Origin of the sequence: Parabacteroides chongii (genome assembly GCF_029581355.1) — a bacterium.
Classification (GTDB): Bacteria; Bacteroidota; Bacteroidia; order Bacteroidales; family Tannerellaceae; genus Parabacteroides; species Parabacteroides chongii.
In genome coordinates, this window is the sequence record NZ_CP120849.1 from 4,847,845 (window position 1) to 4,860,024 (window position 12,180).

General features: G+C 44.0%; 11 protein-coding genes and 1 pseudogene. 5 read left to right on the forward strand and 7 right to left on the reverse strand.

Features of this window, described 5'->3' with window-relative positions:
* Positions 1 to 66: 66 nt before the first annotated feature.
* The 4 genes from P3L47_RS18560 to P3L47_RS18575 are packed head-to-tail and all read right to left on the reverse strand — an operon-like array spanning position 67 to position 4,813.
* Complete coding sequence (locus tag P3L47_RS18560; protein ID WP_183672495.1) at positions 67 to 894, reverse strand: purine nucleoside phosphorylase I, inosine and guanosine-specific; 828 nt, start codon at positions 892 to 894, stop codon at positions 67 to 69.
* Positions 895 to 897: 3 nt separating this feature from the next.
* The gene (locus tag P3L47_RS18565; protein WP_277781703.1) at positions 898 to 2,154 is read right to left on the reverse strand and encodes an amidohydrolase; all 1,257 of its coding nucleotides are present in this window, start codon (positions 2,152 to 2,154) and stop codon (positions 898 to 900) included.
* Positions 2,151 to 3,461 carry a DEAD/DEAH box helicase gene (locus P3L47_RS18570; protein WP_277781704.1) on the reverse strand — a complete coding sequence of 437 codons (1,311 nt, stop codon included), beginning with the start codon at positions 3,459 to 3,461 and terminating at the stop codon, positions 2,151 to 2,153. The genes P3L47_RS18565 and P3L47_RS18570 overlap by 4 nt, the downstream gene beginning before the upstream one ends.
* Positions 3,458 to 4,813, reverse strand: coding sequence for a dipeptidase (locus P3L47_RS18575; RefSeq protein ID WP_277781705.1), 1,356 nt, complete (start codon positions 4,811 to 4,813; stop codon positions 3,458 to 3,460). The genes P3L47_RS18570 and P3L47_RS18575 overlap by 4 nt, the downstream gene beginning before the upstream one ends.
* 199 nt (positions 4,814 to 5,012) lie before the next feature.
* Here P3L47_RS18575 and P3L47_RS18580 point away from each other — a divergent pair, with 199 nt between their 5' ends.
* Together P3L47_RS18580 and P3L47_RS18585 are read left to right on the forward strand one after the other, a co-directional pair.
* Complete coding sequence (locus P3L47_RS18580; protein ID WP_277781706.1) at positions 5,013 to 5,573, forward strand: YdeI/OmpD-associated family protein; 561 nt, start codon at positions 5,013 to 5,015, stop codon at positions 5,571 to 5,573.
* Between the two features lie 90 nt (positions 5,574 to 5,663).
* A complete protein-coding gene (locus P3L47_RS18585; RefSeq protein WP_122360189.1) occupies positions 5,664 to 6,098 on the forward strand; it encodes a DUF6078 family protein in 435 nt (144 codons plus the stop codon).
* Between the two features lie 197 nt (positions 6,099 to 6,295).
* On the opposite strand, the gene P3L47_RS18590 is transcribed toward P3L47_RS18585, so the two are convergent.
* Positions 6,296 to 7,141, reverse strand: coding sequence for an aldo/keto reductase (locus P3L47_RS18590; RefSeq protein WP_277781707.1), 846 nt, complete (start codon positions 7,139 to 7,141; stop codon positions 6,296 to 6,298).
* 53 nt (positions 7,142 to 7,194) lie between these two features.
* Positions 7,195 to 7,398 (reverse strand): annotated as a pseudogene (locus P3L47_RS18595) (MBL fold metallo-hydrolase); the annotation flags it as partial.
* A gap of 153 nt (positions 7,399 to 7,551) precedes the next feature.
* On the opposite strand from P3L47_RS18595, the gene P3L47_RS18600 reads away from it, so the two are divergent.
* On the forward strand, positions 7,552 to 8,058 hold the full coding sequence (locus P3L47_RS18600) for a hypothetical protein (RefSeq protein WP_122360191.1): 507 nt from the start codon (positions 7,552 to 7,554) through the stop codon (positions 8,056 to 8,058).
* A gap of 3 nt (positions 8,059 to 8,061) precedes the next feature.
* On the opposite strand, the gene P3L47_RS18605 is transcribed toward P3L47_RS18600, so the two are convergent.
* Complete coding sequence (locus P3L47_RS18605) at positions 8,062 to 8,961, reverse strand: helix-turn-helix domain-containing protein (RefSeq protein ID WP_075557326.1); 900 nt, start codon at positions 8,959 to 8,961, stop codon at positions 8,062 to 8,064.
* Positions 8,962 to 9,131: 170 nt separating this feature from the next.
* Between P3L47_RS18605 and P3L47_RS18610 the strand changes: the two genes are divergently transcribed.
* Both P3L47_RS18610 and P3L47_RS18615 read left to right on the forward strand, forming a co-directional pair.
* Complete coding sequence (locus P3L47_RS18610; RefSeq protein WP_277781708.1) at positions 9,132 to 10,679, forward strand: 4Fe-4S binding protein; 1,548 nt, start codon at positions 9,132 to 9,134, stop codon at positions 10,677 to 10,679.
* A gap of 30 nt (positions 10,680 to 10,709) precedes the next feature.
* Entirely contained in the window at positions 10,710 to 12,116 is a 1,407-nt protein-coding gene (locus tag P3L47_RS18615) for an aldo/keto reductase (protein ID WP_277781709.1), read from the forward strand.
* The last annotated feature ends 64 nt before the right edge of the window (positions 12,117 to 12,180 follow it).

Sequence of the window (12,180 nt, forward strand, 5' to 3'; positions counted from 1 at the left end):
TTTTCTTTCCAACCCGTTCAATTTCCTATCTTATTTTAATACAGTGAGTTTCACTCTGAAAAAAAATCAGATGCGGGAAACCAGTTCACTGAACAAAGTAGTCATTACAGCTGCAGCTTTATTAGCAGCAACGATCACATCAGCTCCGTCGTTCACAAAATCGTCTGCAAAATGATATCCTTCATTCGTGATAACCGACATACCGAACACTCTCAATCCGGCATGACGTGCTACAATAACTTCAGGAACCGTACTCATGCCGATAGCATCGCCTCCTACCCGACCATAAAAAGCATATTCGGAAGGTGTCTCAAAAGACGGACCGGTCAATCCTACATATACACCTTTCTTTAAAGGTATAGCATGTGAAGCGGCAATCTCTTCTATCGCACAGATAAACTCGCGGTCATAAGCACGTGTCATATCCGGGAAGCGGGTTCCGAACAGTTCATTATTCGGACCGATCAACGGATTCGGCATCATATTGATATGGTCACGGATAATCATCAGGTCACCTACTTTGAACGTATTGTTTATACCGCCTGCCGCATTCGACACCAATAAATTCTTTATTCCCAACAGTTTCATCACGCGAACAGGAAAAGTAACCTGCTGCATCGAATAGCCTTCATAATAATGGAAGCGTCCCTGCATGGCAAGTACCTGCTTTCCGCCTAACTTACCACAGATAAAGTTACCTTTATGTCCTGCAGCCGTCGAATGCATGAAATGAGGTATTTCGGCATAAGGGATCACGATAGCCTCCTCTATCCGGTCTGCCAAAGAACCCAATCCACTACCCAGGATAATGGCTGTCTCCGGATTGCCAGTGATACGCGCGGCTATAAATGCTGCCGCTTCCTGATATTGTTCGTTCGTATAACTCAGATTCATAATTTATCGTTTAATTAAGTTATAAGCTATTTGGGCAGCTCGCTCCATGATATCTTCTTCACCCGGTACCTTTTTATCCTGCATCAGGACTTTCCCGTCACAGATCACCGTATCGATACAATTTCCGTTAGCCGCATAGACCAGATTGGATATGAAATTGAAATTCGGTGTAAATGCGGGCATATTCAAATCGATCAAAGAAAGATCGGCCAGATAGCCTTCAGCTATTTTTCCTGCCTTCAGGTTAGCAATAGCCGCTCCATTGGCTGTCGCAGACTGGAATATCTCGTCGGCTGTAACGGCTTCAGGGTCTTTTCTCCAAACCTTTCCCAATAAAGAAGCTAGCTTCATTGCCTCTATCATATCGAGATTATTGGATGACGAACAACCGTCCGTTCCCAATCCAATCAAAATACCTGCCTCACGCATCTCCTGGAACTTAAAGTGCATCCCGGAAGCCAGTTTCATATTGGATGCCGGATTATGTGCCACTTTTACCTCATGGTCTGCCAACATACGAATTTCATCGTCATCGACATAAATGCCGTGGGAGATCAACAACCGGGGAGACAACACTCCCAACTTATATAAATAGCGGACAGGTGTCAATCCGAAGTTCTTCACGGAGTTTTCCACTTCACCTTCTGTTTCCGCCAGATGTAGCTGGATCAAAACATTGTGTTCCCGTGCAAAAGCATCCGCCCACTGCAGTAATTCGCCGGAAACGGTATAAATAGCGTGCGGACCTATCGAAAAATGTATCCGCTTGCTGTAACGATCCATTTCATTATATAGTTTTTGGATCGTTTGTTTACTTTTCTCCGTCAACTCCGGTTTAAACTGGTCGAAACAGGCACTGGAAATATTAGCTCTGATACCCATCTCTTCCACAGCCTCTGCTGTCGCATGGAACTTATGGTACATATCAAAGAAAGTGGTTGTCCCGCTTTTTATCATTTCCAGACAAGCCAGTTTGGCTCCCCAATAAACATCCTCCTTTGTCAGTTTGGCTTCGTTAGGCCATATCTTTTCTTCCAACCAGGGCATCAACGGCATATCGTCGCCAAAACCACGAAACAAGGTCATTGCAGCATGACCATGTGTATTCACAAAACCGGGAATTACGGCTTTACGACGACCGTCAATAACAGTATCGGCCGTTACAGGAAGGTTTGTGCCTATCTGTTTGATATATTTGTTTTCTATATAAATATCGGTAGCAACTCCATTCAGCTCTACCTCTTTGATCAATATACTCATACAAATTTCGCTTTCATATTCTTTATCTTCTCTTCACGGATACGTGCCAGCAAGTCTGCTTTCTTATCACGTTTTACTGCCGCATAAGCACAACTTTCCTTTACTTCGACAATGCCGAGATCGTCTTTCTCCAAACCGCCTTTCTGGAAAAGGAAACCGACCACATCCTTTTTACTCAGCTTGTCCCGTTTACCGCGGTTGATCGTCAGTGTCACCCATTCCGAACGAAGAGGCTTCTTGGCTTTCTCCGGCAGGAAAAACTCATCCGGTTCACGGGTGATATATTCAGGGACTGTCTCCACTTCGTTCAGGATCATAAAGGCATTTCCTTCCGCATTCATACGGGCCGTTCGCCCGTTTCGGTGGATAAACGCTTCTTCATTGATCGGAAGATGATAATGAATAACATTTTTCACTTCCGGAATATCCAGTCCACGGGAGGCCAAATCGGTGGAAATAAAGACAGAAGCACTGCCATTACGGAAAAGCGACAAAGCCCGTTCACGTTCCGGCTGTTCCATACCTCCGTGGAAATATTCATTATCCACACCCATCTCGGTCAGGTAATTGCTGACACGTTCCACCGACTCACGCTGGTTACAGAACACTAAAGCCGATTCACCTTTCAGTTCGCCCAACAGTTTGTACAACGTTTCCAGTTTATCCTTGATCGGAGATTTCACGATACGCAAAGTCAAACCTTTCGCTTCCTTTACACCTGTCAGGAATGACAAACGTACCGGTGCCGTAATACCGGTAAAAGGCGGTATTTCGACAGCTTCCGTTGCCGAAGTCAACACCCTGCGACGCACGCCCGGAAGATGTGCCAGAATGTCTTTCATCTCATCCTGGAAGCCTAATTCCAAAGACTTGTCGAACTCGTCCAAAATCAATGTCCGGACAGTATCCAAATCAATATTACCCCGTTCCAGATGGTCGAGGATTCGTCCCGGAGTTCCGATCAATACGGTCGGCGCATGTTCCAGACTCTTCTTTTCCGTCCGGATCGGATGACCTCCATAACAGCAATTCACCTTATATCCGGCACCCAAAGAACGAAATACCGTCTCTATCTGTAAAGCCAGTTCACGCGACGGAGCGATGATAAGCGCTTGTATCTTTTTCTCCTCGTCAGTCAATGTAGTAAGCAAAGGCAACAGGAATGCCAGGGTTTTGCCTGATCCCGTCGGACTAAGCAAAACCATATCTTTGGTTGTACCGGCATCCAATACGGCCTGCTGCATTTCATTCAACGCCTCGATACCTGTATTCGATAAGGCACGGGCTACGATCTCATTTTGTGTCATTTGTATTCTTTATAAAATTCGGCAACCGATTCAATCCCTTTATAGAAGAAGTCCAACATGCAACTCTCGTTAGGAGAATGAATAGCGTTCTGTTCGAGTCCGAAGCCCATCAGGACGGTCTTTATACCTAATACCTGTTCGAAAGTGGAGATAATAGGAATACTTCCTCCACGACGTACAGCCAGCGGCTTCTTTCCGAAAGCAATCGTACAGGCCCTCTCCGCTGCCTGGTAAGCAGGCAGGTCGATCGGACAAACATAACCCTGTCCACCGTGTTTCGGTGTGACTTTTACCTTAACACAGGCAGGAGCCACTTGGTTTATATACTCTTCGAATAGCTGAGATATTTTCGTATGATCCTGATGCGGAACCAACCGGCAGGAAACTTTTGCATAGGCTTTCGACGGCAACACGGTCTTGCTTCCTTCTTCCGTATAACCGCCCCAAATACCACAGATGTCGAATGACGGACGGCAACTGTTCCTTTCCAGTGTCGAATATCCTTTTTCACCGAACAGGGCATCCACACCGATCGCCGCTTTATATTTTTCTTCATTGAACGGGATCTGTGCGATCATCTCCCGTTCTGCCGGAGAAACTTCTTCTACATCATCATAGAATCCGGGGATCGTGATACGTCCGTCGGCATCGATTATATCCGCCATCAGTTTACATAATACATTGATCGGGTTAGCTACTGCCCCACCGAAATGACCGGAATGCAGATCACGGTTAGGCCCCGTCACTTCGATTTCCCAATAGGCCAGACCACGCAGACCAGTTGTCAATGAAGGTGTTTCGGCACTGACCATACTGGTATCGGATACCAGGATTACATCTGCTTTCAATAAATCTTTATGTTCGCGGCAGAAGGTTTCCAGGCTGGGAGAACCGATCTCTTCTTCTCCTTCAAAGATAAACTTCACGTTACATTTCAATAAATCGAGTTTCAACGCTGTCTCAAAACCTTTTACCTGCATCATAGACTGGCCCTTATCGTCATCGGCTCCACGCGCCCAGATACGACCATCGCGTATTTCCGGTTCGAACGGCTGGCTTTTCCACAGTTCCAACGGTTCGGCAGGCATTACATCGTAATGAGCATAAACAAGTACGGTCGGAGCATCCGGAGAAATGATCTTTTCACCATAAACTACCGGATTTCCTTCTGTCGGCATAACTACCGCTTTGTCTGCACCGGAAGACAACAACAACTCTGTCCACCGCTGGGCACAGGCTTTCATATCCGGTTTATGTTCGTGTTTTGCACTGATTGACGGAATACGGATCAAGCTGAACAGCTCTTCCAGGAAACGATCTTTATTGGATTCTATATACGATTTGACTGTCATAAAACTGGAGATTTAATTTTAAATTTAACGTTTTTATTTAGGGTTACAAGTTTACGAATAAATTACTTAAATCTACCTTTTATTGTCCTATAAAATATATCAGAATGTTAACTTTCCATTCCCGTATTACGGCTATATGACTATCTTTAGATATATTTGTGACCACAGAATACTATTACTCACGAATATAATAAGTAAGATGGGAGCTGAATTAACTTTCGCAAAAAGAGAAGACTTTCAGGAGTGGTTAAAGAATTACGGCCAGACAAGTGAGGGTGTCTGGTTATTATTAGGGAAAACAAAAACATTAAAAACATTATCTGCAGAAGAGGCGTTGGAAGAAGCATTGTGTTTCGGGTGGATCGACGGGCTGATCAACTCTATCGACGAACACAGATACAAAAAGTACTTTTCCAAAAGAAGGAAAGGAAGTAAATGGTCGGAAAAGAATAAAAAGATTGTAGAAAAGCTTATCAAAGAAGGAAGAATGACCGGGTTCGGACTGCAGGCCATCGAAGAAGCCAAAAGAAGCGGAGAATGGGAAAAGGTACGGGATAGAAATGTTACCGATACTCAAAAGTCTGAGTTCGAATCCCTGATAAAAAACTACGATCTGGCTTATACTAATTATCTTACGACAGCAAAGTCGACTCAAAATAATTTTGTCGGTTTCTACTTTGAAGCGAAAAGAGAAGATACCCGGCTGAAAAGATTAGAGAAAATAATCGGGTTATTGGAGCAGAATAAAAAGTTAATGTAAAAAGAATATTCTTTTCATGCATTGATGTTTGGCATTTACCCGATATATATCGTACCTTTATCGGATTAATAAACCTTGAATTTTACAATCATGAAAGAATCGTTCGATTACTCAAAAGTACCCTATGATTTTGGTATGTGTGCAGCAGAGAACTGCCCGAAAGCAACAACCTGTCTACGCCAAATCGCTTTAAAACATGCTCCGGAAAATATAACTTTCCTGCTAATAATGAACCCAAACACATTAAAGAAAATGAAAGGGACGTGTAAACTCTACCGTCCCAACACCAAAATACAGAATGCAATAGGATTCATGCGTACCGTGAATGCACTGACCCTTCGCGTGGCAGATACCTTCCGATTACGGATGATCTCCTATCTCGGCCGGAAAAATTACTATCTAAAACGTAGAGGAGGATCACCTTTATCACCTGCCGAACAACAATATATTGTCGCTCTTGCCAAGGAGTTGGGAGTGGTTCTGGAAGAGTATTTCGACGGATATGTAGAGTCGTATAATTGGTGAAGTAATCTCATTTCTGTTTCTTCGCAAAGACACTCCGGTTTCCTGCGGTGGAAACGCTAGTTCCCTCGGCAGGAAACTCCAGTTTCCTCCTAAGGAAATTACAGTTCCCTGCCGAGGGAACTGCAGTTTCCAAAGCAAGAAACTACGAGAAAACTGTAATAGACTATCTATCAAACAGTAATTAGATTTCGCTACGATTACTTTTTCACCAGATTAATCAGCCATTTTACCATCTCCGGATCAGTATGAGAGAGAAACAGACTCTTTTTTTGGTCAAGCGTGGTAATAGCCTGCATATCTTCTTCTGATAAGGAGAAATCAAACACATCCATATTCTCGATCATACGTTCTTTATGCGTCGATTTCGGAATAACGATCACATCCCGTTGAATCAAGTAACGTAAAGCAACCTGTGCAACCGACTTTCCATACTTTTCACCGATTGTTTTCAATAGTTCATTAGTAAAAAAGTTATTTTTACCCTCTGCAAATGGTCCCCATGACATGACCCGTGTTCCATATTCCTCCATGATCCTCTGGGGTTCTATTTGCTGATTGAAGACATGTGTTTCTACCTGATTGACTGCCGGTTTTATCTCACAGCACTCCGCCAGATCGACAAGACGGTCGGGATAAAAGTTACTCACTCCGATAGCACGTGCCTTTCCTGCCTTATAAGCCTCTTCCATCGCACGGTAAGTACCGTAATAATCACCAAAAGGTTGGTGTATCAGGAGTAGATCGACATAATTACTCTGCAGTTTACGCAAAGACTCATCGATAGATGCTTTTGCCTTTTCATATCCGGCATTGGATATCCAAACCTTGGTTGTAATAAACAATTCGTTCCGTGGAATACCACTTTTACTGATTGCATTCCCTACACCTTCTTCATTAAAATAGGCTTGTGCTGTGTCGACAGAACGATAACCTACGCTCAAAGCATCCAATACACAACGTTCACACTCTTCGGGTGTCACCTGATAAACTCCATAACCTAAAATTGGCATTTCAATGCCATTATTCAATTTTACTGTTTCCATAATCTCTTTAATTATCAATTATTTTCATCTGAGACAAAGCTACTAAATTATATCTACTTATTATCCAAATTCACCACCTGTCCGATCACCGGAATGATCAACTCCAAAGAGTTATCTTTTGCCATCTCAATTTCGTTTTTCAACGGTTCGTCCCAACGGTGTGAGGCTAATGCGTATTTGGAATGATGGACAGTCATGACCTTACGGGCTTTCAAATCTTTGGCTGCCTGCCCCAAATACCGAGGCATAGTATGGATAAATCCTTATTATATAAAACAAAAGTACTTCTCTTTTTTCAGAAGTATGGTATATGGATTACTGATATTTTTACCATTATCACTGTTCTTATTTGTTGATTTTCGCTTATCTTTGTTAAATATTAAACCTTGAATCAAATTAAATAAGAAATCATGAAAGAATTTGAAGCAGCACTAGTCAGCGAAGGAAAGAGTGAAAGAATACCGGAAGAGTACAATTTCTTTGGTAAAGTGATCGGTGAATGGGATCTCGACTGGAACGACCACCTCAACACACCTACTCCCAGACGTGTAAAAGGAGAATGGATCTTTTCATGGGTACTCGACGGAATGGCAGTACAAGATGTCTTTATTGTCCCGTCGCGAACAGAAAGATTGATCGATATCCAACCGGACGCAGCTTACGGGACTACTCTCAGATTATTTAACCCGGAAAAACAGGTTTGGGAAATCTTCTATGGATGCCCGGAAGAATGTGCCCGACTGGAAGCCCGGAAAGAAGGAGACGAAATTGTCCTGACGGAGATAACTTCGCAAGGTATGAAGTGGATATTCTCTGATATTACAGACAATTCTTTCACCTGGCGAAGTACCGCCATCAACGAAGACGGGGAATGGATCACTTTAGCTAAAGTTTTCGCTACCCGCAAAAAGAAATAAAACTTAATTCTGCATCCGATACTCATTCGGAGAAGTTCCCACACACTTTTTAAACAAACGGGTAAAGTGCTGCGGATACTTAAAGCCTAATTCATAAGCGATCTCACTGATGGAACGGCTGGTATCGAGCACTTTCTCTTTTGCCATATCGATAAGATATAGCTGGATTTGCTCCTGCGCAGATTTACCCGTTTCCTTTTTTATCAGATCACCCAGATAATTTGCCGAAAGATGTAACTGGTCGGCACAATACTGAACAGATGGCAGCCCGATATCCTGCGGTTTATCCGACTGGAAATAGTCGTTCATGATCTTCTCGAACTTAGCCAGTGTATCCTTATTTGCTTCTTCGCGGGTAATAAACTGACGGTCGTAGAAACGGACGCAATAGTTCAATAGCAGTTCGATATTCGATACGATCAGCATTTTACTATGCTTATCTATTCCATGATGTAGTTCCAGTTCTATATTTTTCAGGCAATCGATTACTATCTGCCGTTCCTGTTCCGAAAGATGAAGTGCCTCATACACTTCATAAGAAAAGAAACGGTAATTCTTAATGTTACGACCGAGAGAAGTACCACGGATCAAATCGGGATGGAAAAGCAGCGCCCATCCTTTCGGTTGGATATATTCTCCTTTTCGGGCAACACCTACCACTTGTCCGGGGGCAGTGAAAACCATCGTGCCCTCTTGATAGTCATAATAATTACGCCCGTATTGCAGGTCACCGCATTTCACATCTTTCAAAAAGACTGAGTAAAAGCCATATCTCAAACGTGCACTTTCTACCTGTACCTCACATTTTGAAAAGTCGACAATACTGATCAGCGGATGCAATGTTTCCAGCCCCATCCGGTCATTATACTGATAAATGTGATCCATTTCTCTAATTTCCATCATACGCTTTCTGTTTTGTTTTCACAAAGTTAGATGTTTTTTGCGTCATTTTTTCATCTGTTAAAGCAAATCAGTAATAATGGTAGATATACCTGTAATATGTGTAATCGTTAACGGGAAAAACAAGAATAATTTTGCATCAGTAATAATCAACAAAATATTCAGAGACGTATATGTTAAGAAAAATCAGACTAACTGCTGCCGTCATTTTCTTTACCCTGATCACCTTGTTGTTCCTTGATTTCACGGGGACAATACATCAGTGGTTCGGTTGGATGGCGAAGATACAATTCCTTCCGGCATTGCTGGCGGTGAATATAGGAATAGTGATAGGGCTTGTTGTCCTGACATTACTGTTCGGACGGATCTACTGCTCGGTTATTTGTCCGCTGGGAGTATTTCAGGATGTTGTTTCATGGATAGCCGGAAAACAAAAGAAGAACCGTTTTTCGTATTCCCCGGCGGTTAGCTGGTTACGTTATGGGATACTTGCTATGTTTGTACTTGCGATGATTGGAGGTTTTGGTTCGCTATTGGCTTTGCTGGCTCCATACAGTGCCTATGGGCGGATCGCCTCCAATCTGTTCGCTCCTTTCTATCAATGGGCAAACAATGGACTCGCTTATCTCGCTGAACGGATGGATAGCTATGCCTTTTATACGGTAGATGTTTGGATGAAAGGAATAGCCACTTTCAGCATAGCCATCATAACATTTATCGTACTGGCTATATTAGCGTGGCGTAACGGACGAACCTACTGCAATACCATTTGTCCGGTAGGAACTATCCTCGGTTTCCTTGCCCGGTATTCTTATTTCAAACCGGTTATCGATACCGAAAAATGTAACGGTTGCGGATTATGTGCCCGGAATTGTAAGGCTGCATGCATCGATACCAAAGAACACTGGATCGATTACAGCCGTTGCGTGGCTTGTATGGATTGCATCGGGAAATGTCGCCGGAATGCTCTGAAATATGTACCGGGACAATCGCTGACGAAGAAACAGGTTGAAACAACAACTTCGCCATCGGCTTCGGCGTCAGTATTACCATCGGCATCGGCTCCAGCCACAGAAAAATCCGCTGCTTCACGTCGTCACTTTTTATCGGTTGCCACCCTGTTTGCCGTATCAGCCACATTGAAGGCACAAGTCAAACCCGAAAAGAATGTAGATGGCGGTTTAGCTCCGATCGAAGACAAACAAAAACCGGAACGCCTCACTCCTATCACTCCTCCCGGATCATTAAGCGCACGAAACTTTACCGGACATTGTACTGCCTGCCAATTATGTGTATCCGTCTGTACCAACCAGGTACTGCGTCCGTCCGGAAACCTTATGACCCTCATGCAACCGGAAATGTCCTATGAACTCGGGTATTGCCGACCGGAATGTACCAAATGTGCGGACGTATGCCCCACCAGTGCCATACAGCCGATCAGTGTAGCCGATAAATCTGCCATTCAGATCGGGCATGCCGTATGGATCAAAGACCTTTGCGTAGTCAATACCGACGGTGTCGATTGCGGCAACTGTGCCCGTCATTGTCCGACAGCTGCTATACAGATGGTTCCCAAAGATCCCGAAGCACTCGACTCACCAAAAATACCGGTTATCAATACCGAACGTTGTATCGGTTGCGGAGCCTGCGAACATCTTTGTCCCTCCCGCCCACTGAGTGCCATCTATGTGGAAGGACACGAAATGCACCGGACCATTTAATATACCCGAAAATCATCAAAACAAAGCATCATGGAAGAAAAGAATAAAAAGAATATAGACCGACGGAGATTCCTGAAAGTCTTAGGCGGAAGCACACTGGCATCGACAGCCTCACTTTATAGTTGCAAACCGGACAAAAACGCATCCTTCCGGGGAAACGGTTCCGGTGATATTCCTGCCGAAATGACCTATCGCACCACGCCCACGACAGGCGATAAAGTATCCTTGTTAGGATATGGCTGTATGCGTTGGCCGACAGTTTCCAACAGCAGTGCAAGAGACAGTAGTGACGAGATCGACCAGGAAATGGTCAATCGCCTGGTCGACTATGCCATCGCACATGGTATCAACTATTTCGACACATCGCCTGCATATTGTAAAGGACGTTCGGAGCATGCCACAGGTATCGCTCTCAGCCGTTATCCGCGCGATACCTATTATATTGCCACCAAATTATCCAACTTCGCGCCCCAGACATGGAGCCGTGAAAACTCGATGGCTATGTATCGTAACTCTATGAAAGAGCTGCAAGTCGACTATATCGACTATTACCTATTGCACGGTATCGGTATGGGAAACGGTATGGAAGATTTCGAAGGACGTTATATAAACAACGGCATGCTCGATTTTCTGCTTGAAGAACGAAAGGCAGGCCGTATCCGCAACCTGGGTTTCTCTTATCATGGAGATATCAAAGTATTCGACTACCTCCTCTCCCGTCAGAACGAAATTAAGTGGGATTTTGTCCAGATACAGCTCAACTATGTTGACTGGAAACATGCGAAAGAGGTCAACACCCGGAATACCGATGCTGAATATCTATACGGCGAATTACAGAAACGAAACATCCCCGCCATCATCATGGAGCCGTTACTGGGAGGCCGTCTCTCGAACGTACACGACCATATTGCAGCGAAACTGAAACAACGCAGTCCCGAGTCGAGTGTCGCTTCATGGGCTTTCCGTTTCGCGGGAACATTCCCGGGTGTATTGACGGTATTAAGCGGAATGACTTATATGGAACATTTGCAGGATAACCTCCGCACCTACTCCCCACTGGAACCGCTGACGGATAATGATCTGGCTTTTTTGGAAGAGACTGCCGTACAAATGCTCCGTTATCCTACCATCCCTTGCAATGATTGTAAATATTGTATGCCTTGTCCGTATGGTTTGGATATTCCTGAGATCCTCTTGCATTATAACCGTTGTATTAATGCCGGAAATATTCCCGAAAGCCAACAGGATGAAAATTATGCGAAAGCGCGTCGTGCTTTCCTTGTCGGATACGACCGCAGTGTTCCCCGGCTGCGTCAGGCCAATCATTGTGTCGGCTGCAACCAGTGCAATCCGCATTGTCCGCAGAACATCGATATTCCGAAAGAGTTATTACGTATAGATAAATATACGGAACAGTTGAAACAAAACTTATTATAGCAGCCGGATATATGAGCTAAAAAGAAAAACAATTTGAACGAATAAAGAACAGGGCATTGTCTTA

What these genes read in the sequence shown, in the direction of transcription:
- P3L47_RS18560 (WP_183672495.1), bottom strand. Translation starts at nt 894, where the DNA reads ATGAATCTGAGTTATACGAACGAACAATATCAGGAAGCGGCAGCATTT.
- P3L47_RS18565 (WP_277781703.1), bottom strand. Translation starts at nt 2,154, where the DNA reads ATGAGTATATTGATCAAAGAGGTAGAGCTGAATGGAGTTGCTACCGAT.
- P3L47_RS18570 (WP_277781704.1), bottom strand. Translation starts at nt 3,461, where the DNA reads ATGACACAAAATGAGATCGTAGCCCGTGCCTTATCGAATACAGGTATC.
- P3L47_RS18575 (WP_277781705.1), bottom strand. Translation starts at nt 4,813, where the DNA reads ATGACAGTCAAATCGTATATAGAATCCAATAAAGATCGTTTCCTGGAA.
- P3L47_RS18580 (WP_277781706.1), top strand. Translation starts at nt 5,013, where the DNA reads ATGGGAGCTGAATTAACTTTCGCAAAAAGAGAAGACTTTCAGGAGTGG.
- P3L47_RS18585 (WP_122360189.1), top strand. Translation starts at nt 5,664, where the DNA reads ATGAAAGAATCGTTCGATTACTCAAAAGTACCCTATGATTTTGGTATG.
- P3L47_RS18590 (WP_277781707.1), bottom strand. Translation starts at nt 7,141, where the DNA reads ATGGAAACAGTAAAATTGAATAATGGCATTGAAATGCCAATTTTAGGT.
- P3L47_RS18600 (WP_122360191.1), top strand. Translation starts at nt 7,552, where the DNA reads ATGAAAGAATTTGAAGCAGCACTAGTCAGCGAAGGAAAGAGTGAAAGA.
- P3L47_RS18605 (WP_075557326.1), bottom strand. Translation starts at nt 8,961, where the DNA reads ATGATGGAAATTAGAGAAATGGATCACATTTATCAGTATAATGACCGG.
- P3L47_RS18610 (WP_277781708.1), top strand. Translation starts at nt 9,132, where the DNA reads ATGTTAAGAAAAATCAGACTAACTGCTGCCGTCATTTTCTTTACCCTG.
- P3L47_RS18615 (WP_277781709.1), top strand. Translation starts at nt 10,710, where the DNA reads ATGGAAGAAAAGAATAAAAAGAATATAGACCGACGGAGATTCCTGAAA.